Source organism: Polaromonas aquatica (assembly GCF_050626995.1).
Classification (GTDB): domain Bacteria; phylum Pseudomonadota; class Gammaproteobacteria; order Burkholderiales; family Burkholderiaceae_C; genus Polaromonas; species Polaromonas aquatica_A.
On sequence record NZ_CP192467.1, the window covers coordinates 4439232 to 4459629 of the forward strand.

At 62.3% G+C, this 20398-nt stretch carries 24 protein-coding genes; 7 read left to right on the plus strand and 17 right to left on the minus strand.

Features of this window, described 5'->3' with window-relative positions; genetic code table 11:
- Positions 1 to 372: 372 nt before the first annotated feature.
- The 6 genes from ACQ4MS_RS21165 to ACQ4MS_RS21190 form a co-directional block, all read right to left on the minus strand.
- Positions 373 to 846, minus strand: a complete 474-nt coding sequence (locus ACQ4MS_RS21165; protein ID WP_431096724.1) for a SixA phosphatase family protein — start codon at positions 844 to 846, stop codon at positions 373 to 375.
- A gap of 1 nt (position 847) precedes the next feature.
- Complete coding sequence (gene ppk1 / locus ACQ4MS_RS21170) at positions 848 to 2941, minus strand: polyphosphate kinase 1 (protein WP_431099640.1); 2094 nt, start codon at positions 2939 to 2941, stop codon at positions 848 to 850.
- Positions 2942 to 3016: 75 nt separating this feature from the next.
- Positions 3017 to 4141, minus strand: coding sequence for a glycosyltransferase family 4 protein (locus ACQ4MS_RS21175; protein ID WP_431096726.1), 1125 nt, complete (start codon positions 4139 to 4141; stop codon positions 3017 to 3019).
- Complete coding sequence (locus ACQ4MS_RS21180) at positions 4138 to 5010, minus strand: UDP-2,3-diacylglucosamine diphosphatase (protein WP_431096727.1); 873 nt, start codon at positions 5008 to 5010, stop codon at positions 4138 to 4140. Before ACQ4MS_RS21180 ends, ACQ4MS_RS21175 begins: the two co-directional genes overlap by 4 nt.
- Complete coding sequence (locus tag ACQ4MS_RS21185) at positions 5010 to 5876, minus strand: GNAT family N-acetyltransferase (RefSeq protein ID WP_431096728.1); 867 nt, start codon at positions 5874 to 5876, stop codon at positions 5010 to 5012. Before ACQ4MS_RS21185 ends, ACQ4MS_RS21180 begins: the two co-directional genes overlap by 1 nt.
- Before the next feature lie 125 nt (positions 5877 to 6001).
- A complete protein-coding gene (locus ACQ4MS_RS21190) occupies positions 6002 to 6256 on the minus strand; it encodes a hypothetical protein (RefSeq protein ID WP_431096729.1) in 255 nt (84 codons plus the stop codon).
- A 219-nt stretch (positions 6257 to 6475) separates the two neighbouring features.
- Between ACQ4MS_RS21190 and ACQ4MS_RS21195 the strand changes: the two genes are divergently transcribed.
- A complete protein-coding gene (locus ACQ4MS_RS21195) occupies positions 6476 to 6784 on the plus strand; it encodes a plasmid stabilization protein (RefSeq protein WP_431096731.1) in 309 nt (102 codons plus the stop codon).
- 344 nt (positions 6785 to 7128) lie between these two features.
- On the opposite strand, the gene ACQ4MS_RS21200 is transcribed toward ACQ4MS_RS21195, so the two are convergent.
- From ACQ4MS_RS21200 to arsC, 8 genes are all read right to left on the minus strand, one after another.
- Positions 7129 to 7716 (minus strand): hypothetical protein, encoded by a 588-nt coding sequence (locus tag ACQ4MS_RS21200; RefSeq protein ID WP_431096732.1) that lies wholly within the window; start codon positions 7714 to 7716, stop codon positions 7129 to 7131.
- A gap of 24 nt (positions 7717 to 7740) precedes the next feature.
- A complete protein-coding gene (locus tag ACQ4MS_RS21205; RefSeq protein ID WP_431096733.1) occupies positions 7741 to 8559 on the minus strand; it encodes a DUF899 domain-containing protein in 819 nt (272 codons plus the stop codon).
- A gap of 50 nt (positions 8560 to 8609) precedes the next feature.
- Complete coding sequence (gstA, locus tag ACQ4MS_RS21210) at positions 8610 to 9221, minus strand: glutathione transferase GstA (protein WP_431096734.1); 612 nt, start codon at positions 9219 to 9221, stop codon at positions 8610 to 8612.
- 144 nt (positions 9222 to 9365) lie between these two features.
- Positions 9366 to 10043, minus strand: a complete 678-nt coding sequence (locus ACQ4MS_RS21215) for a hypothetical protein (protein WP_431096735.1) — start codon at positions 10041 to 10043, stop codon at positions 9366 to 9368.
- A gap of 44 nt (positions 10044 to 10087) precedes the next feature.
- The gene (locus ACQ4MS_RS21220) at positions 10088 to 11308 is read right to left on the minus strand and encodes a helix-turn-helix domain-containing protein (protein WP_431096736.1); all 1221 of its coding nucleotides are present in this window, start codon (positions 11306 to 11308) and stop codon (positions 10088 to 10090) included.
- An 81-nt stretch (positions 11309 to 11389) separates the two neighbouring features.
- Positions 11390 to 11842 carry a DUF4124 domain-containing protein gene (locus tag ACQ4MS_RS21225; RefSeq protein WP_431096737.1) on the minus strand — a complete coding sequence of 151 codons (453 nt, stop codon included), beginning with the start codon at positions 11840 to 11842 and terminating at the stop codon, positions 11390 to 11392.
- A 449-nt stretch (positions 11843 to 12291) separates the two neighbouring features.
- Positions 12292 to 12654, minus strand: a complete 363-nt coding sequence (locus ACQ4MS_RS21230) for an RNA recognition motif domain-containing protein (RefSeq protein WP_431096739.1) — start codon at positions 12652 to 12654, stop codon at positions 12292 to 12294.
- 334 nt (positions 12655 to 12988) lie between these two features.
- Positions 12989 to 13423 carry an arsenate reductase (glutaredoxin) gene (gene arsC / locus ACQ4MS_RS21235; RefSeq protein WP_431096740.1) on the minus strand — a complete coding sequence of 145 codons (435 nt, stop codon included), beginning with the start codon at positions 13421 to 13423 and terminating at the stop codon, positions 12989 to 12991.
- 60 nt (positions 13424 to 13483) lie between these two features.
- On the opposite strand from arsC, the gene ACQ4MS_RS21240 reads away from it, so the two are divergent.
- The 6 genes from ACQ4MS_RS21240 (at position 13484) to ACQ4MS_RS21265 (ending at position 17464) form a co-directional block, all read left to right on the plus strand.
- Entirely contained in the window at positions 13484 to 13846 is a 363-nt protein-coding gene (locus ACQ4MS_RS21240; RefSeq protein WP_431096741.1) for an ArsR/SmtB family transcription factor, read from the plus strand.
- A gap of 76 nt (positions 13847 to 13922) precedes the next feature.
- Positions 13923 to 14423, plus strand: coding sequence for an ArsI/CadI family heavy metal resistance metalloenzyme (locus ACQ4MS_RS21245; RefSeq protein WP_431096742.1), 501 nt, complete (start codon positions 13923 to 13925; stop codon positions 14421 to 14423).
- Positions 14424 to 14450: 27 nt separating this feature from the next.
- On the plus strand, positions 14451 to 14951 hold the full coding sequence (locus tag ACQ4MS_RS21250) for an arsenate reductase ArsC (RefSeq protein WP_431096743.1): 501 nt from the start codon (positions 14451 to 14453) through the stop codon (positions 14949 to 14951).
- Positions 14948 to 15658, plus strand: a complete 711-nt coding sequence (locus ACQ4MS_RS21255) for an aquaporin (RefSeq protein ID WP_431096744.1) — start codon at positions 14948 to 14950, stop codon at positions 15656 to 15658. Before ACQ4MS_RS21250 ends, ACQ4MS_RS21255 begins: the two co-directional genes overlap by 4 nt.
- 71 nt (positions 15659 to 15729) lie before the next feature.
- A complete protein-coding gene (locus ACQ4MS_RS21260) occupies positions 15730 to 16971 on the plus strand; it encodes an MFS transporter (RefSeq protein ID WP_431096745.1) in 1242 nt (413 codons plus the stop codon).
- A 58-nt stretch (positions 16972 to 17029) separates the two neighbouring features.
- Positions 17030 to 17464, plus strand: coding sequence for a hypothetical protein (locus ACQ4MS_RS21265; RefSeq protein ID WP_431096746.1), 435 nt, complete (start codon positions 17030 to 17032; stop codon positions 17462 to 17464).
- Positions 17465 to 17924: 460 nt separating this feature from the next.
- Here the strand turns inward: ACQ4MS_RS21265 and ACQ4MS_RS21270 are convergent, their stop codons facing one another.
- The 3 genes from ACQ4MS_RS21270 to ACQ4MS_RS21280 all read right to left on the minus strand — a co-directional run bounded on the left by ACQ4MS_RS21270 (position 17925) and on the right by ACQ4MS_RS21280 (position 20356).
- Positions 17925 to 18434 (minus strand): GNAT family N-acetyltransferase, encoded by a 510-nt coding sequence (locus ACQ4MS_RS21270; RefSeq protein ID WP_431096747.1) that lies wholly within the window; start codon positions 18432 to 18434, stop codon positions 17925 to 17927.
- Positions 18435 to 18518: 84 nt separating this feature from the next.
- A complete protein-coding gene (locus tag ACQ4MS_RS21275) occupies positions 18519 to 19355 on the minus strand; it encodes an amidohydrolase family protein (protein ID WP_431096748.1) in 837 nt (278 codons plus the stop codon).
- The gene (locus tag ACQ4MS_RS21280; RefSeq protein ID WP_431096749.1) at positions 19352 to 20356 is read right to left on the minus strand and encodes an aldo/keto reductase; all 1005 of its coding nucleotides are present in this window, start codon (positions 20354 to 20356) and stop codon (positions 19352 to 19354) included. Before ACQ4MS_RS21280 ends, ACQ4MS_RS21275 begins: the two co-directional genes overlap by 4 nt.
- Positions 20357 to 20398 lie beyond the last annotated feature (42 nt).

Consider the following 20398-nt stretch of genomic DNA (forward strand, 5'->3'; position numbering starts at 1 on the left):
GACCCTAACGTGATGTGCGCCGCAGAACAACGCACCGTCAATTCACACGATGATAAAAATTCCGTGAAACCCGCAAATCCCTTTATGGTCTCCCCGCTTGTTGAACCAGGCCGGGGGAGCGGATCCGGTACGTGCACTATAGCCTTGGCATCCAGAAAATCTGGCTGAACCGGGTCTGTTTTTTATCCAATGGCACGAAACGCAACGGTACATGGCGCATCCGCCCAACAAGGGCACGGCAAGGTAGACGCTTCCCCGCGATGCTGGTCCGCAACCCAAGAATTCAAGCACTGCCCACACGCAGGCTTGTACGGGCTTCTGTTTGTACGGCGATGATCCATCATCGCGGCACATACCGGCCGATATACCAGCTCAGAGTACTTCAGGCGATTGCACGGTCACCACAACCGTCTGGCTTTGTCCCTCGCGGTCGCGGTTGCGAAGCCACCAGAGTGCACCCTTTTTGACCGGGCATTCGCTTTCCTGCAAGCCGAGCAACTGTGCAATGGTCTGCCCCAGTATGGGTTGATGGCCCACTACCAGAATCGGAGACTTGGCTGCCGGCCACTGAACCAGTTCCAGCAGTTGATCAACGGTGGCGTCAGGTGCCAACTCACTGCGGATTTTGTATTTGCGTCCCAGGGCCAGCGCAGTCTGTTCGCAGCGCCGCGCAGGGCTGACGAAAATGCGCGCACCTTCGGGCAGCTGGCGGTCCAGCCAGTTAGCCATGCGGGCGGCCTGCTTCTCTCCCCTTGCCGTCAACGACCGCTCCAGGTCGCGGCCGCCCTCCGGATCACCCTCGGGCCAGTCTTCTGCCTCTGCATGACGCCACAGGATGAGATCCATGTTATTTGTCCTGGTGTTGGGGAGCCGAATAACGGTCCATCAGCGCCGCCTGGGCGCCATGGCGCGTGGCATCGCCGTGCGGGTTCACGCGCAGGTAAGTGCCGTCAGGCTGCAGGTCCCAGGCGTCGCGCCCGTCATGCAGGTAGGCCACCAGGCATTCGTCGATGATGCGCCGGCGCAGCACCGGGTCGGTCACCGGCCAGGCCAGCTCCACCCGGCGCAGCATATTGCGGTTCATCCAGTCAGCACTGGAAAGCAACAGGGTTTCCTCTTCAGCGCAGCGGAAATAAAACACGCGCGAATGCTCAAGAAAGCGGCCGATGATGGAACGCACGCGGATGTTGTCGGTCACACCCGGCACTTGCGCCGGCAGCATGCAGGCGCCGCGCACAATCAGGTCGATCTTCACGCCGCGCTGCCCTGCCCTCACCAGCGCCAGCATCAGGTCCTCGTCGGTCAGCGCGTTCATCTTGGCGACCAGGCGCGTATCCTTGCCCTGCAAAGCGGCTTCGCCGAGTGCGTCAATTCTTGCGATCAGCTTGTGATGCAGCTGGAACGGCGCCAGCAGCAGGTGGTGCAGCTTGGGCAGGCGGCTCTGGCTGGCCAGGTGCACAAAGACGTTGTCGATGTCGGCCGTCATCAACGGGTCAGCCGTCAGGTAGCTCAGGTCGGTATAAAGGCGCGCCGTCCGTGGGTTGTAGTTGCCGGTGGAAAGATGCGCATACCGCACCAGGTGCCGGCCTTCGCGCCGGGTTACCAGCAGCATCTTGGCATGGGTCTTCAGGCCCACCACGCCGTACACCACCTGGGCGCCTATTGACTCCAGCATTTCCGCCCAGTTGATATTGGCTTCTTCGTCAAAGCGCGCTTTAAGCTCCACCACCACGGTGACTTCCTTGCCGCGGCGGACAGCTTCACGCAACAGCACCATCAGCTCTGAGTCGGTGCCGGTGCGGTAGATGGTCTGTTTGATCGCCAACACCTGCGGGTCATTAACAGCCTCTCGCAAGAAGGCAAGGACGCCGTCAAAACTTTCAAAGGGCTGGTGAATGGACACGTCACCTTCTTTGAGCCGCTCAAAAAATGACTGGCCGGGTTGCAACTGGGTGGGGTAGCAGGCGGTGTAACCGGGAAACAGCAGTTTCGGGTCGTTGACCAGATCGACCAGCTGCGTCAGGCGTACCAGATTGACGGGGCCGTGCACGCGATAGAGGGACGGCGTCGGCAAATTGAACTGCGTCAGCAGGAAACTGGCCAGGTATTCGGAACAGCCCGCAGAAACCTCCAGGCGCACCGCCTGTCCGTAGTGGCGCTGCTCCAGGCCCTGACGCAAAGCCGTTCGCAGGTTTTTCACGTCGTCTTCGTCCACGGCCAGGTCAGAGTGCCGGGTCACCCGAAACTGCGAAAACTGCCCCACCTCACGGCCTGGAAACAGCTCTGCGAGGTGCGCCCGAATTACGCTGGAGAGCGACACGAACAGCCGGCTCTTGTCCTTGCCATGGGCAGGCATGTGAATGAAACGCGGCAGCACCCGCGGTACTTTGACGATGGCAATGTCGTTCTCGCGGCCGAAGGCGTCGTGTCCGCCCAGGCGCACGATGAAGTTGAGCGACTTGTTCGCCACCTGCGGGAAGGGATGCGAAGGGTCCAGCCCGACCGGGATCAACAGCGGCCGCACTTCCCTTTCAAAATACTCCTTCACCCAACGGCGCTGGGCCGCATTTCGTTCGCCGTGTGAGACGATGCGTATGCCCTGCCGTTCGAAAGCCGGCAGAAGGTCGTCGTTATAGAGTGAGTATTGGCGTGCCACCATGTCGTGGGCGGCGGCCGACAGGGCCTGGAAGGACTGAACCGAATAAAGGCCCTTCGCATCGTTGGCTTGGGCCGCGGTTAGATGCGGTGCGGTGCGAACCTCGAAGAATTCGTCCAGGTTGGACGAAACAATGCATAAATACCTCAGACGCTCCAGCAGCGGCACATCCGGCCGCTTGGCCCAGTCCAGCACCCGCTCATTGAAGGCAAGAATGCTGTGGTCGCGATCCAGAAACTGGATGGGTGGCGCAGCGGTTGCCACCAGGTCGGGAGAAGTGGGCATCAGCAAGGTAAGGTCTTTGTCATCAAACGTATCCCAAGTGTTGACGCGTTTCATGACAAAGTCGTGACAGTACTTTCAGCTGATATTGCCCCCACCCGTAGCCGCTGGCAAGTGCACGCCCTGGCTGCCCTTGGCGCCGTTGGGGTTAGTCTGCCCGGTGCTTTGCCCGGCATTTTGCGTGGTGTTAACGAGATAAGACGCGAAAAGCTGCGCGGCGTGGCCCCAACTGAAGTGCAGTGCACGCAGGCGGGCTTCATGCCGCGGCACCGCCAGCGCGCTGTAACAAGCCTGTTGCAGATCTTCATTCATGACACCGCCGTGACAACTTCCATCAGGTTTTCCAAGCACTTCCAGCGGACCATCGACTGGGTATGCGGCCACGGGCGTGCCAACAGCCATGGACTCCAGCATCACCAGGCCAAAGGTTTCTGACCGACTGGGGAAAGCAAACACATCGGCGGCCGCGTAAACCCTGGCCAGCTCATCCCGGGGCAGAACACCCATCCAGCGGACCTGCGGATAGCGCTCCTTGAGCGTTGCCTCCAGCGGACCTACCCCGCAGACCACCTTGGTGCCTGGAATGTCCAGTTTGAGAAAGGCCTCGATGTTTTTTTCATACGAGACCCGGCCCACAAACAGGGACACCGGCCGCACCACCGTTCCCATGGGCGGGTACAGCCGCGCTTGCGGCTCGAAAGCGAAAAGCTCCGTGTCTACACCGTGCGTCCAGCTGCGCAGGTTCTGAAAACCCCGCTGCTCCAGCATGCGCAACACGCCATGCGTAGGCACCATCACGCCGGACGACGGCCTGTGGAAATGGCGAAAGAGTGCGTAGCCCCACGACAGCGGAATCTTCAGTGCCGCATGAAGGATTTCAGGAAACTTGGTGTGAAACGCGGTGGTGAACTTCAGGCCACGCTTGAGGCAGTAGCTGCGCGCCGCCCAGCCCAGCGGGCCTTCGGTAGCGATGTGAATGGCTTCCGGCGAAAAGGCATCAAGCTTTTCGGTCAGGCCGCGCTTGGGGCGTACCGCCAGGTCAATACCGGCATAACCCGGGCACGGCCGCGTCTTGAAAAGACCCGGCTGGATCACTTCCACCTGGTGGCCCAGTTCCTGCAGTTCCCGCACCAGTTCCACCATGGTGGTGACAACGCCATTGACCTGCGGCAGCCAGGCGTCCGTGACAAGGGCGACCCTCATGCAACCACCGTGGAAGCCACATGCCCGCGGCCCTGCGTCTCGTGCGCGGGCGCCCAGTGCACCAGCTCGAGCGTCCCGTCGAAGTTTTCGACCAGCGCGGTCCGGCTTTCCACCCAGTCGCCGTCGTTGCAGTACAGCACGCCGTTGATGGTGCGCATCTCGGCGCGGTGTATATGCCCGCAGACCACACCCTGATGGCCGCGGCGGCGCGCTTCATTGGCCACGGCCTCTTCAAAGTCGGTGACGTAATTGAGCGCGCTCTTGACCTTTTGCTTCAGGTAGCTAGAGAGCGACCAGTACGGCAGGCCCATGCGGGCGCGCAGGCTGTTGAGGTGGCGGTTGAGTTTGAGTGTGAATTCATAGAGGTTGTCGCCCACGTAGGCGAGCCATTTGGCGCATTGCACCACCGCGTCAAAGTAGTCGCCGTGGATGATCCACAACTGGCGGCCGTCTGCGGTGGTGTGCACGGCTTCATCGATCACCTCGATGCCGCCGAACTGGTTGCCAATAAATTCACGCGCAAACTCATCATGGTTGCCCGGCACATAGACCACCCGGCAGCCTTTGCGGGCGCGCCGCAGCAGCTTTTGCACCACATCGTTGTGCGACTGCGGCCAATACCATCGCCGGCGCAGCTGCCAGCCGTCGACAATGTCGCCCACCAGGTACAGGTTGTCGCTCGGGTGGGCTTTCAGGAAATCCAGCAGCGCCGCTGCCTGGCAGCCTGGCGTACCCAGATGGATGTCGGAAATGAAGATGGTGCGGTAGCGCTTGCGCAGCGAGTCGTCATCGTCGTGGTCGTCGCTGTTCCCGCTGAAGCCAGTCCCAGACGAAGCCAGCGCGCCCATGGCGTCGAACATGCTGCGCATCAGGCCTCCGAAGGGCTGCCCGATACGGGCTTGCCGGAAAAATGCTTGAGGTAGCGCGGCGGCAGGTCGGCGATGCGCATCATCATGGGCAGGTCGGCCGAGTTGAAGTCCGGATCCCATGCCGGTGCACCGAGCACCTTGGCGCCCAGGCGCAGATAGCCCTTGATCAACGCGGGCGGCTCCACATCCAGCGTGCCGTCCAGTTGCTCCACTGGCAGCGGCAGTCGCGGTGTCACGCGGTATTCGATCGGGGCGAGATGGGTCTCGCGCACCTGGCGCCAGATGCTGGCGGCCGCATGCCCGCTTGAGACGCCGTTGTGCTGCATCGGGATGCTGGCGCAGCCAATCATGGTGTCGAGCTGGTTGCGTGACATGAATTCAGCCAGCGCGCCCCACAACGCCAGAATCACGCCGCCGTGGCGATGGTCGGCATGCACGCAGCTGCGGCCCAGCTCCACCATGCGCTCGCGCAGGGAACGCAGGCGGGTCAGGTCAAATTCGGTGTCGCTGTAGGTGCTGCCCACGCGTTTAGCCTGGGTCGGCGTCAGCACACGGTAGGTGCCGATAACGTCCAGGCTGTCGGCATCGCGAACCAGCAGGTGCTCGCAGTAATCGTCGAACAGGTCCACGTCGTGGCCGGGCAAGGTTTTGGCCAGGTTCGCGCCCATTTCCAGCGCGAAAACCTGGTACCTCAGGCGCTGCGCCTGCCGGACCTCGTCCTGGTGCCGGGCCCAGCTGACCGTGATTTTCCCCACGGCAGGCCTTTGAACAGCGGCGGGAATGACAGCATGACCGCTTTGATGAAGTGACCCCCGTGGCATTGCGACTGGCGACAATGCAAAGGTGGGATTGGGCAGTTCTTTCATGGCTAACTCCTTGTTTCCTTGTGTCTCGACAACTCGGCAACTCATCAACTCAGCTCTCAACACAACAACCAGGCGACTTCAGTCGCGCTGTAAAAAAGCCCCAAAAAAGGGGCTTTGACTCTCAATCACCGGCGGGCCAGCATCGGGGGGCGCGCATTTGAAAGGCCTTCCAGCCAGGGCCGCGTGCCCGCCTTGAAACGCAAACCGCCCGGACTGTTGGCCAGGGCCTGCGCGGTGCAGCGCAGGATGCGCAGGCACTGCTTGTTGAAATCCTGGATGCCGGCGCTCAGCGTATGGCCTGCGCCCTGCCCCTGCCCTCCATGGGCCAGGTTGGCGTGGTATGAATTCGCTCCCATCGGGTGCTCCGTCGTGCTGGTCATGGCGTAATTCTGGAAGGCGGGGGTGACGCGTTCATGTCAATTCAGTGGCAGTTGTGTGACACCGAGAGACGTGCAACGCGTGGCGCCGGGGTAGCGGCAACAGCTGGCGGCGTAGGAGATCGCCGACCTTTTTTCGGGAATGTTGCGCGCGAAGCGCCCTGCCCCGCCGCAGTATTTTCAAACCATCGTCATCCCGTAAATCCAGACAAGGAGAACGACATGCCAAGAGGCGACAAATCCTCCTACAGCGACAAGCAAAAGCGCAAGGCTGAACACATTGAAGAAGGCTACGAAGACCGCGGCGTCGGAAAGGAAGAAGCCGAGCGCCGGGCCTGGGCCACCGTCAACAAGGAAACCGGTGGCGGAAAGAAGTCCGGCTCGGGCCGGGGCAAGGCTGAAAACCACGCCCCCTCCCGCAAGGGCGGACGGCTGGGCGGCGCAGCTGCAGCCTCCCGCACCGCGGAAGAGCGCTCAGCCTCCGCCAAAAAAGCCGCCGCCACCCGCAAGCGGAACGCCGCCAGAAAATAGCGCCGGCAACGCTGGCGAAGCGACCGCACACCGGTGCAGTACGTCGGGGTCCAGCAATATTGCAGCGGCCCGCCGCAACGGTGCCTGCAGGATGCGGGCGGGCAGCCATTTGCTATATTTTTGATAGCATCTTGCGCCCATCCTTCTTGGGCTATCGACTCAAATGACCATCAAAAACCACCAAAACGGCCCCTCCGGCAACTGAAAGCAGACTCCGGAGAAGCCGCCGTCGCGCCCCAAAACCCGCCTTTTAGCTCACCTTCAGGCACAAATGGCCTTCGGCCCCAATAGATACGAGCTCTGACAGCTATCAAAAACGTAGCAAACAGCGAAGTGTGACCCCGTCAGCGCAGCACTGAAGGCTGCGTACGCTTTCGGCCCCCGACCCAATGGATGCCTGCGCCAAACCCCCAGCAAACTCCGGCCGCCACCACACCGGTAGTGACGAGCATGGCCGCAGTGTGGATTGCCACCGCCGCCAGTGCCAGCGCCAGAGGTCCCGATCCGGTGAAATCCGCAGCCGAAGCCTCCCCGGCACATAGGGGAACAAAAGCCGGCACCAGCATCAAGCCGGCACCGTGCGCGGTCGACATCATGAAAGACCAAAGCGCCAGCCCGGCATGCCCTGCCGGTGCGCAAGTGGCCTTGGGCAGGCGGCCCGACAGGTAGACAAGCGCGGCAGCGACGAACAGTCCGCCCGACAACACCTGCATCCAAGAGCGGTCCAGCCCCCCGCCCCACACCGCTGCGCCGGCCACCAGCGCAACTGACGCAAGGTGCCCCACGGCAATCGGCGCCAGGGCCCGTAGCGCCTGCCCTCGGCCACCCGAGCGCACGCCCCAGGCGGCGGCCCAGATCCATCCGCTGGCGGGGCTCAAGCCATGAAGGGCTCCCATTCCCGCCACCGCCAGCCATGGCCACAAACTCGACATGATGGACGCGCCCCGTCCGGCCGGTCAGGCTTTCCCGCTGCAGCACGTGCTGGCTACAGCCGCGGCGGCGGATACAGGCGCTGGCGTAAATGCAGCCTGTGACTCGTAGCGGTCGTGGTGGCGCATCCACTCCATCTTGTAAAACACGTCCCGCTCATCGCGGCCCTTGGGGGCGAGGTCGAGCATGTGGTATGTCCCGATCATCACCTCCACACCGCGCCCGTAGGTTGAATAGGTGTGAAAGACCTGGCCTTCGCTGTCCTTGTAGAACAGGCTGATGCCAGGCGCTTCGTCGGCCGGGAAATGCTGCAGGGTGTAGTTGTACGGCACATCGCCTTTGGCGCGTTCTTCCGGTGTGAAGCTCACGTGGAAGTCGTAGTTGAAGTCGCTGCTGTTAGCTGACACCCACTTGAACTGCCAGCCCATGCGCTGGCGAAAGCGTTCGATCTCGGGAAGCGTGGCGCGCGAAACGGCTACGAAGGTGATGTCGCGGTGCTCCAGGTGAATCTTCATGCCGTCCGTATGGTCGGCCATGAAAGAGCAGCTCGGGCAACCCTGCTCCCAACCTGGGCCGAACATGAAGTGCTGCACCATCAGCTGGCGGCGCCCTTCAAACAGGTCGGCGAGCGAGCGTTGGCCTTCAGGGGTGTCGAAGACATAGTTTTTATCGACGTGGACCCAGGGCAGCGCCCGGCGCTCGCGGGCAATGCGGTCGCGCAGGCGCGTCAGTTCTTTTTCCTGCGCCAGCAGCGTCTTGCGCTCGGTCAGCCATTTGTCTCTGGGCACGACCGGGTGGCTCGTGGTGGGAGTTTCGGACACAGGGATGCTTGTGGTGGTGTTCATGGTGTTCTCCTGGGTAAGCGAAAGCGGCGGGTAAACAGCAGGTGTAGGGGTCAGGCGCTTGCCAGTTGTTCCTGGCGCATCGCGGCCTGCACAGCGGGCCGCGATGCGACGCGCGCCTGGAATGCCAGCAGGTTGCCGAAGGCCGACAGGTCCAGCTTGACGATGTCTGCCCAGCGAGTGATCACAAACAGGTAAGCGTCGGTCACCGTGAAGCGGTCGTCCAGCAGGAATGGCTTGCGGCCCAGCGCGGCGTCTATCAGCCGGTAGTGTTTGTGCAGATGTGCCGTGCGTGTGCTGCGGACCTCGTCACTGCAGGCTGGATTGAACAGGGGCAGGTAAGCCTGGTGCAACTCTGAATTGATGTACCCCAGCATCTCCTGGAGGCGATAGCGCGCCATGCTTCCGTTGGCCGGCGCCAGCTGCGCGTCGGGCTTCAGGTCGGAAAGGTATTGCACGACGGCAGGTCCTTCCGTGAGGACGGTGCCATCGTCCAGCTGGAGGACAGGCACCAGGCCTTTGGGGTTGACGGCGAGAAAGTCCTCGCCGTGCTCGGTGCGTTTGGCGACCAGGTCGACCTTCACGAGTTCAAGGGACAGGCCCAGCTCAATGGCCACAATGTGTGGCGACAGCGAACAGGCGGATGGACTGTAGTAAAGCTTCATGGTGTTTCTCCTTGGCTCGAAGAGCCGTTTGTTGGGTTTAGGTTTGGGCTTGCGTTTCGCGGGCAATGCACGGCCCGACCCGTGCTGGTAACGGGTGCGCTCGTGATCGGTCCAATGACCGAATTGGGGGGTTATGCGTGAGGGCTATGCAGCCTTTGCGGCCTTTGGCCGCCGGACGGCGCGGACTGTTCCGCTCTTGCCGCCGCCCGCATAAAAGAGGTCCGCGCCGTCGGACTCCAGACCGCTAACGCCGGTGCCGTGCGGCATTTGCAAGCGCTCGATCACGGCGCCGCTCTTCGGGTCGATGCGGCGGATCTCGCTGTCGTCGCCCTCCCAGGTGCCGTGCCACAGCTCACCGTCCACCCAGGTCACACCGGTGACGAAGCGGTTCGACTCAATCGTGCGCTGGATGGCGCCCGTCTTCGGGTCGACCTGGTGAATCCTGCGGTCGCGGTACTGGCCTACCCACAGGCTGCCTTCGGCCCAGGTGAGGCCTGAGTCGCTTCCGCTGCCCGGCGCGGGGATGGTGGCCACCACCTTCCCGGTGGCGGGGTCTATCTTGTCGATGCGCGTCTCGGCGATCTGGTAAATGTGTTTGCCGTCGAAGGCGGTGCCGGCATCGCCCGCGCACTCCAGCGTGCGTGTCTTCTCGCCGCTGGCGGGGTCAAAGGCGATGATGCTGGCGCCGGTGGCGGCCCAGACGTGCCGGCCGTCATGGGTGACGCCGGCAACGTCATTGACGCCGGGGAAGCTGTATTCGCGCACGATTTCGGCGGGACGCGCCTTGGGTTCGGCTTTGCTATTGAGGGTCTTGCTGCTCATCGTTGCTCCTTCATGCACCGTTCATCGGCACCATGGAGTCAACTCTATCCAATCGGAAGCGAAGCGGGGAGTAACAAGATCGTCGTGAATCCCACCAGCGGCGGCGCCAGCCAGCGCTGTGCCCGTGCCCGCCCGATGGAACGCACGCGTCCATCGGTCTCCAGGTCAGCCAATGCACGCTGCACGGTGCGCTGGCTTGCGCCCACAGCCAGCGCCAGGGCGGAGGTCGACCACGCCGCGCCGTCCGACAGCAAGGCCACCAGCGAAGCCTGGTCACCGTCAATGGGTGGCGCCAGCACAGCGACATCTCGGCCGGCCAGAGGCTTCAGGATAAAGCCGCGCTCGGTGGCTTCGATAGTGGCGAGCGTTTTGACCAGTGCACGCAGGCGCCCGATTTCCACCCTCAGGCGCGCCCGGTGCGTTTCGTCTGGGCGCCTGGTGCGAAAGGCGGACTCGATCAAGGCTTCGCGGCTCACATCACCCGGCCATGCTTCGGCGAGTGAACATGCCAGCGAGAACAACACAGGCCGGCGTGCCAATGGCCGCCACTCGTGGCCTGCACCCAACCCACGGCGGCAGGCGTCGACCACCAGCGCTTCCGAGGCCAGCAGCGCTGAAACCTCATCAAGGCGCAGCGCCTGCTCGCCGTTGTCAGCCAGGCGCCGGGCCGCGGGCCTGTCGAGTCCAGCGCGCGCCTCCGCGACTTCGGCCATGAGCGCGGGAACCTGTGCGCGCTCGGCCGCCGCATGCGCACGCGCCAGCGCCATCCGCGCCTCGCCCACATGCAAGGAGCGCAAGGCCAGTTCTGCAGCAGTCAGTTCGGCCACGGCCCTCAGCGACGGCGGCAGGCCGCGCGCATCCAGTTGCGCCAGCGCTGCCGCCGCTTCGCTCAAGCGGCCCAGCAACAGCAACCGCCGCGCAGTGATGAGCCATGCCTGTAATGCATTGGCGGTGTCGGCATGCGCCTCCAATGTGGCCGCCGCTGCCGCCAGCGCACGCGGCGAGCCGGCGAAGTCGCGCATGGCCATCGCCACCTCGGCTTCTGCCACCACGCAACGTGCGCGCGCCAGCTCTTCATGGGCGCCGAAGCCTCGGGCAGCACGCTTGAGGAGTTCTCGGGCGCGCGAATGCTCACCCAACTGCGCCATTGCGATGCCGCGCAGGGCCAGTGCCGGCGGGTCATCGCGCAAAGCCACCCGCTTCAGGGCACCAAGCGCGTCACCGGCAGCGAGTGCGCGCGCGGAGGCGGTAATCAGAGAGTCCATGGGAACAGTGTGGCAGTGCGCTGATCAGTATTCGCGGCTGGAGCGTCGGGTCCGCACGACCGTTAAGCAATCAGCGGAGCACTATCGGCAGAACGCACGAATATCGCTTTGGGCAACATCAATATCGTATTTGTCCGTCGGCTTTCCGTTGGAGTGTCTTACCGCGCCGCTTAGAACGTCGCGGGCCAGGGCGCATCGTGATGCATCGGTGCCGTCTTCCCGTCCTCCGGAGAGCGATCTTGGCGGCTTCGGTTTCGGTGGGCTTTCGGCCTCTTTTTCAGCCAGAGGCGGCGGAATGTTGTTTTGTCCGCGGGAGTATTCCGCTGGATTTTTGGCGGCCGGCGGCTGTGCGGGCTGGGGCGGCAACTTCACTTCGTTTGTCCTGGCTCCTCCAGCATCCTCCTTGCGCGTGGAATAGTGCGTCTGACCCTTGGCATCTACCCATTTATAGACTTGCGCATGACTGGCCGGCAGGAGCAACAAAGACAGCAGGAAGGCACCGAATATCCGCAGTGTGGCAATGAGGGTTTGCATGTTTTGGATCGGTGAGGGTGTCATCAATTTTGCTGATCTGGGTGCGGCAAGGATATGGGTAAGGATGCGGGTAAGGATGCGGGTAAGGATGCGGGTACTGGTGGCCGAAGCTAGCGGAGGATGACGATCTGCTGAAATCGCTAACCACCCAGGGTAGGTGCGCTCATGGTTAGCCGCCCAAGGTGAAGGCGAGTGTAAACAACACATATCGCGTGGGGGAACAGCGATGCGCGGTGTCTCACGTTCATCAGGTCAGCCTGAATGTGGAAGGCAGGGTACGCCGGTCAAACAAGTCGTCCTTCATCAAAACTGCAGTTGCCCGTATCTGAGCATTCGGAAAGAAAAAAGGCCTCAAAACCGAAGTTTCGAAGCCTTTTAAGCTTTTCACAGCGTGAAGCCGGGATAGCGGGTTTGCAACGGCATTGCTGCCGTTGACGGGGTTGCAGGGCTTAGTAGCCGCCGCGACCACCACCGCCGCCGCCGTAGCCGCCACCGCCGGAACGATCGCCGCCACCGTAGCCGCCACCACCGCCGCCGAAACCGCCGCTACGTGGAGGACGTGCTTCCATCGGACGGGCTTCATTCACGGTAATGCTGCGGCCGCCGAGCGACTGGCCGTTCATGCCGGAAATAGCTGCTTGCGCTTCTGCGTCGTTGCCCATTTCGACAAAACCGAAACCTTTGGAGCGGCCGGTGTCACGTTCCATCATGACTTTGGCGCTGGTGACGGAGCCGTACTGGCCGAAAGATTGTTGCAGGTCGTCATCACGCACCGTGTAAGGCAGGTTGCCGACGTAAAGTTTATTGCCCATGGGGACTCCTCAAAAATACATAAAACAAAAGCGATGGGGTCCCGAAAGCACAACAAACCAAAAAAGTACCGCCGTAGCGCGCGAAACTGACCGATCACTAACCTGTACGAATGCCTTGGCACCCGAACCTCACGATTATGCGCGAGGAAGTGCAAGGGCACCAGCATTCTTGCGCCGGGAGCGAAGCATTTGTCAAATCTTGCGCCGATTCCAGCGGTTAAACAGCGGAAATAGCCGAAAAGACGACATCGCCACCGGATGCATGACCAAGAAGATACGATGCACCAGCAGAGCGGTTGGACAGTCCAAAGGCGTTGCGCCGAGGCCGGAAAGCTCAACGGCCTGCAACACGATTCCCTTTCTCATCGACCACACGCTCGCCGTCTTCCTTGCTGAAAGCGCCTTGCTGCGGCGCGGGCAGGATATCCAGCACGGCCTCCGAAGGCCGGCACAGGCGAGTGCCCAGGGGCGTGACCACGATAGGCCGGTTGATCAGGACCGGATGCGCGAGCATGGCGTCAATCAGTGCTTCGTCGGTCAATGCTGTGCCGCCCAGGCCCAGCTCTGAATAAACAGCTTCCTTTTGCCGGATCACTTCACGCACCGGAATCGCCATCTGCGCGACCAGTTCCCGCAACGTCTCCCGGCTGGGCGGCGTTTTCAGGTATTCGATGACCTCGGGCTCCATGCCGGCATTGCGGATCAGCGCCAACACATTGCGCGACGTGCCGCATTGGGGGTTGTGGTAAATCGTGACAGCGGAAGGCATGTTTTCACTCCTGAAATGAGGTTGGTTGCATCGATTCAATAATTCAATTATATTTGAATCATGGAAACATTAACTCCAAACCTCGATTTTCCGCCGCTGGAGGAAGGCTCTGCGGTGAAAGCACTGGCAGCCTTGGCGCAAGCCCAACGGCTGCGCGCCTTCCGTGCCCTCGTCGTCGCCGGGCCTGACGGGCTGACGCCCGGGACGATGGCCGAGCAACTGGGCGTGGCGCCCAGTGCGCTGTCTTTTCACCTCAAAGAACTCTCGCATGCGGGCCTTGTCAGCAGTGAAGCACGCGGGCGCAACCTGATTTACCGCGCCAACTTCGGGCAAATGAATGCGCTGCTGGGCTACCTGACAGAGCACTGCTGCCAAGGCGCGAGTTGCGAAGCAAGTGCGCCCGGTGGATGCGCCGCCTGCTGACACGCCACCTTGCTACCGCTACATCTTCTTTCTTCCTTCCTTCTGTCCATCCACCCCTACTCACCAGGAAAACGCCATGAAACGCTTCCATGTCCACGTCCATGTGAAAGATCTCGAAAAAAACATCGCCTTCTACTCGGCCATGTTTGAGCAGCAGCCGGCGCGCACTGAAGCCGACTACGCCAAGTGGATGCTGAGCGACCCACCGGTCAACTTTGCCATTTCGACGCGGGGGAACGCACCCGGTGTGGACCATCTGGGAATTCAGGTCGACCAGGCCGAAGAACTGGCTGCCCTCAAAGCCAGCGCAACACGCGCCGACATGGCCTTGCTCGATGAAGGCACCACGACCTGCTGCTACGCCCGCAGTGACAAATACTGGGTGACCGACCCGCAGGGCATCGCCTGGGAGCAGTTTCACACGCTGGACAGCATTCCTGTTTTCAGCGAGGCAGCATCCACATCAAATGAGGTTGAACCCCAAGCCTGCTGTGCGCAACCCGCTACAAATACTGTAGCAATGGTGCAATTTTCCAAAGTACCCAGACCGGCCCAGGGCGCCAAGGCCTGCTGCTGAACAGCGGCCAAGAGAAGATCCTTCACCATGAACCCGAAACCCATCAATGTTCTTTTTCTGTGTACCCACAATTCGGCCCGCAGCATCCTGGCCGAAGCCGTGTTGAACCACATTGGCAAGGACAGGTTCAAAGCCTATTCAGCCGGGAGCAGCCCCCGCGAAAACCAGCAGCCGAATCCGTTAGGACTGCAGGTTCTGCGCACCGCCGGCATTCCGACTGAGGGCCTGCGCAGCAAAAGCTGGGACAAGTTTGCCCTGCCGGATGCACCCCACATGGACCTTGTCATCACGGTATGCGACAACGCCGCCGGCGAGGTCTGTCCCTTCTGGCCAGGCCAGCCCGCCACCGCGCATTGGGGTTATGCAGATCCGTCTGAAGGCGACGGCACGGAGGCGCAAAAGCTCGAAGCCTTCCGCCAGACCCTGCACGCGATCCGCCGCCGCCTTGATTTGCTGGTCAACCTGCCACCGGCCAGCGTCGACAAGCTGATGCTGCAGACCAGCGCGCGCGGTCTGGGCCGGTCATGAGCGGTCCGGACCTTGCGCTTGCAGAAGCACCCAAGCCTTTACCGCCCCAGCTCCTCGCGGAATTCGCCGGCACTGCCGCCCTGCTCTGCGCCGTCATCGGCTCGGGCGTCATGGCCGAGCGCCTCTCGGCCGGCAACATGGGCGTCGCCCTGCTGGCCAACACCCTGGCCACTGTGTTCGCGCTTTACGTATTGATTGAGGTGCTGGGCCCCGTGAGCGGCGCCCACTTCAACCCCCTGGTGACGCTTGTTTTATGGTCAAAAAGCCGTTCAGCCCAGGAAATACGGGCGCATAAAGCTATTCTTTTCATAGCATCCCAGTTGCTGGGCGCAGTGGCCGGCGCCTGGCTGGCCCATGCCATGTTTGACATGAACGTGCTGCAGTTCAGCACCAAGCTGCGCAGCGGTTGGGGCCAATGGCTAGCCGAAGCTGTGGCCACGGGTGGACTGATTCTTGTCGTTTTGCGTGCCCCTGCGGCCAAAGCGCCGGCGCTGGTGGCCTGCTACATAGGCGCGGCTTACTGGTTCACCGCGAGCACTTCGTTTGCCAACCCGGCTGCCGTGCTGGGCCGCATGCTCACGGACACCTTTGCCGGCATTGCGCCCGCCAGCGCGGCGGGCTTTCTAGCGGGCCAAGCGGCCGGCGCGCTGGCGGGTGCATGCCTGCACCGGTGGCTGGGAGCGCCGCAGGCAACAGCTCAGGCCTGAAGTCCGGGCAGAGCACTCGAGGCCGTCCGTGCTTTCGGGCCGTTCGGCTTTTACTTGGTAACCTTGGCAACGTGACCCAGAAAACCAGCACCGGTACCGTCGTCAAACTGGGGATCGCCCAGACACTGGCCTGGGCCTCCGGCTACTACCTGCCGGCGATTCTGGCGGTGCCCATGGCGCGCGATCTTGGTGTCAGCACCCCAACGGTCTTTGCCGCTTTTTCCGCTGCGCTGGTGGTTTCCGCACTGCTGGGACCGGCCGCGGGCAAAGCCATCGACCAGCACGGCGGAAGGCCGGTGCTGGCCGCGAACAGCCTGGTTTTTGCCGCAGGGCTCGTGGTGCTGGCCTTGGCACAGGGGCCGGTAGGCCTATTTGCCGGCTGGGTGATTCTGGGCGTAGCCATGGCCGCAGGCCTGTATGAAGCAGCCTTTGCCGCGCTGGTATACCTGTATGGCAAGGACGCACGCGGCGCTATCACCGGCATCACCTTGTTTGCGGGTTTTGCGAGTACGGTGGGCTGGCCCCTGTCGACCTGGCTGGAGCTTGAATGGGGCTGGCGCGGGGCATGCCTGGCCTGGGCCGCATTGCATTTGGGGGTCGGGCTGCCGCTGAACTGGTGGCTTCCGAGATCGTCCACAACTGGCATTGCCGCCAAGGTTTACGCCGACGCAAGCCAGTCTGAAGTACCTGCGCCGCCTGCTGCATCCACTCCGTCAGCCTCCACCTCTTCCGCCCTGGCCAGCTCAAGCACTACCCGCACTGCCTTCCTGCTGGCGCTCCTGTTTGCCGTCACATGGTTCATCAGCACCGCGATGGCCGCGCACCTGCCGCGGCTGTTGCAAGCCCACGGCGTGCCGCTGGCCACGGCACTGGTCTTTGCCGGGCTGGTCGGCCCTGCGCAAGTTGCAGGCCGGTTGCTGGAGTACGGCCTGTTGCGCAACATCCATCCGCTGGTGTCGGCGCGGGTGGCCGGCAGCCTGCACACGCTGGGTGCAATGGTGTTCCTTTTTTTTGGCGTCCCGGCAGGCGCGGTGTTCACCGTGCTGCACGGCGCGGGCAACGGCGTACTGACAATTGCCAAGGGCACGCTTCCGCTGGTGCTGTTCGGCGTTCGGGATTACGGTGCGCGCCAGGGATTGTTGATGGTGCCGGCGCGTTTTGCGCAAGCCACAGCGCCGTGGCTGTTTGGTTTGGCGATTGACCGGTTTGGAAGTGGCGCGCTGTGGTTCTCGGCGGCGCTGGGGCTGGTGGCTTTTGCGGCGTTGATGCTGCTGCGTGATCCTCCCTCTGCGGCAGCCCTGCACAGGGATTGAGCTAGGATGTCCGTTATCGGCCAGAAGCAGACATCGAAGCAAGTCATATCAGTTCTCAATGAAGCTCCTCAATTTCATCGCCTTTGGCATCATGGCTTCGACGTTTGGCATGGTTCATGCCGCACCGTTCGACGGTACATGGACGATTGATCTGCGTTCCCCAGCAGAGAAGAGCTCGAAGGCCGAATGCGGTATTGCGGCGTTTGTGCTGAAGCAAGACGGAAAACGAGTGACTGGCGACCATCAGATGGCTACCGCCGGTTGCGGCAGGGTGAATGAGGGCGGCGAGGATACTGTTGAAGGCATCGCACGCGGTAACAGTGCCGAACTCACCGTGACGAGTGGCAGAAACGGAGAGGTCGTGCGCGGTAGGGCGACTCGCGTTGGAAGCTTTCTGCGATGGAAAGTCACGGAACAAGTGAAGCCTGGTGAACCCGAAGGCGATTCCGGGCTGATCTTAAGGCGAGGTATTCTTAAGCGAGACCGGCATTAACGCTTATTCGCGAATGTCCGCTCTGGGCCGAAAACATGCATCGCCGCCGGTCAATTGATCAAGACGTTGTCTTTCGCGAACTAGTGACAAGCCGCTCCAAAAAGGCTGCCCCGGCGCAGAACACAGACATCACGAGCGCCACCAACAGCCCGAGCCAGTCGGTGTCATCGACTGCCACAGTGACCGATCCACGCCTGGACGGATTCAGCAGATGCCTGGACTCCATGAGCACAACCATTCCGACAACGAGAAAGAGCAATCCGGCTGCAATCAAGCACCAACCGACGAGCACATTAGTAGTTCGCTTCGACACAAGCTTTGTGCGCCCGCAGCGTATAAATAAGAACTGGAACTAGAAGAAGGCCAAAAACGCAATTAGAAGATTCATGCTTATGCCCGCTTGTAGCCGATAGAGGACACTTAATTGGCCCAAGAGATCGTGATCGGGTTTGAGGCGCGCTCAATCCAGCCACTTCTGGAAAAACTGCGCCTGACCCATGGCCGGGTCCAGCTGGTAGCCGGCAAAGCCGATGCGTTCATAAAGCTTGATGGCGCTGCGGTTGCCCTGCAGCACTTCCAGCGTCAGCTTGCAGGCGCCGCGTTCGCGTGAGATCTCGTCCACCAGCGCGAGCATCTTTTCGCCGACCCGCTGGCCGCGGTGCCCCGGCAGCACGGCTACGTCGTGGATATTGACGAGCGGGCGGCAGGCGAAGGTGGAAAAACCTTCGATGCAATTGACGAGGCCGACAGCCTTGTCACCGCTAAAAGCCAGCACACTGAAGGCATGCGGGCGTGCGGCAAGTTCCCTGACGAGATGAGTCTTTGCAAAATCACTGAGCGGCTTGCCGCCGCCGGCCGGGTCTTGCGCATAGGCATCGAGCAACTGCACGATGGCGGCTGCATGCACGGGATTGCCATAGTCGGCCCGGCAGACCTGCAGAGGACTTTGAGGGTTGGAAGGTTCAGTCACGCGATGTGCTTTCGGTGCAAACAATCGGGTGATTCTAAAGACGGCAGGCAAAACGGTGCGTAAAAAGCGGATCCTTCAGATCGTTTAAAGCCAGTACAAATCCCTGGCGTTGCCGCCCATGACCGCCGCCCTATCCACCACATCGAGTGTGGCAAGGATTTCTTGCGTTTCGCTCCACCACTGCGCGTAGCTGCCGGCCAGCTCCAGCACCGGCCAGTCGCTGCCCCAGACCACACGCCGTGCACCAAAGCTTTTGAGCACACGCTTGCCCCATCGCGTGACGGCGCCGGCTTCCGGCTTGGGCCCGGCTTCTGTCATCAGGCCCGACAGCTTGCAGTAGGCCTGTGTTTCACCGGCAACGCGCAGCATGTCGTCGGCCCAAGGCTGCCACTGGCCTGCGGCGATGTCGGGTTTGGCGGCATGGTCTATCACCATGCGTAAATCCGCGTGCCGCTGCGCCAGCGTCACGATATGCGGCAGGTGCACGGGCTTCACCAGCGCATCGAACACCAGGCCGCATTCCACCATCGCGTGCAGGGCCGGCGCCAGTGCAGGCTGCAATATCCACTGCGCGTCGGCAATGTCCTGCAACATCGGGCGCAGGCCTTTAAGGCGCGGATGGCGGGCCAGCGCCTCTATGCGCGCAGGCGCATCGGGCGCCAGCATGTCCACCCAGCCGACCACGCCTAGCACGCGCGGATTCGCATCCGCCTGGGCCAGCAAAAAATGTGTTTCCGCTTCGGTGGCCGCAGCCTGCACCAGCACACCACCCTGCACGCCATGCGGCGCGGACTGCACCTGCCAGTCCTTCACCGCCACGTCGCGGTAGATAGGCGCCAGCGCCGGTGTCAGCCAGCCGTAGTCATCGCGCGCCAGCTGCCAGCAATGAAAGTGCGCGTCGACCGGGGGAAACGATGTCATGGCGTCAGCGCCTCCGCCGGCAACAGGCCCTGAGAGCGCAATGCATTCCAGAACTCCGGCGGGATGGGATGGCTCATCATGGCCACGGCGTCCGTCCATTCGCTGACTTTGCGCGCACCCAGCATCACGCTGTGCACGGCCGGATGGGCCAGCGGAAACTGCAGTGCAGCGGCGCGCAGCGGAACGCCGTGCGCTTCACACACCACTTCTATCTTCGCAGTCCGCTCCAGCCACTCGCGCGCGGCCGGCGCGTAATTGAAGGTTGCGGCTCCACCCTTTGCACCAGTGGCCAGAATGCCCGAGTTAAAAACACCGCCCAATGCGATGCTCACACCGCGTGCCAGGCACTGCGGCAACAGCGCAGGCAGCGCGCTGTGGTCAATCAGGCTGTAGCGGCCGGCCAGCATCAGTACGTCCAGCTCGGCTTCGCGCAGCACGTCCAGGACGATGCCGACGTCGTTGGTACCCAGCCCGATGGCGCGCACCAGGCCCTCACGCTTTAATTGTTGCAGTGCAGGCAGTGTTTCGTCGATCAGCTGGCGCAACACAGCCCCCGCGTTGGCACCCTGGGTCTCTGCGTCCGGGTCATGGATGTACACGCTGTCGAGCCGGGACAGCCCCAGCCGCTGAAGGCTGTCTTCCACGCTGCGGCGGGTGCCCGCGACGCTGAAGTCCCAATGCTGGTTAAAGGGCAGGATGTCGACATAGCCGTGCTGGGCCGTCGCGGCACGCCCATCGGGCGTGAGGATGCGGCCCACCTTGCTGGAAAGCGTGAAGCTGTCGCGCGGCCGTCCGCGCAGCGCATCGCCCAGTCGCCGCTCCGACAGGCCATGGCCGTAATGCGGTGCGGTGTCGAAACTGCGGCAGCCGCCGGCCCAAGAGGCATCCACCAGCGCCCGCGCCTCCTCGTCGCTGACGGGTGAGAACAAATTACCGAGCGGTGCGCCGCCCAGGCCCAGCCGCAGGCGCACTTCTTCGCGGTTCACAAAAACAGGCTCCATATCAAGGTCTCCACAATCCCGGTAGTCATCGAGTTTAAAAAA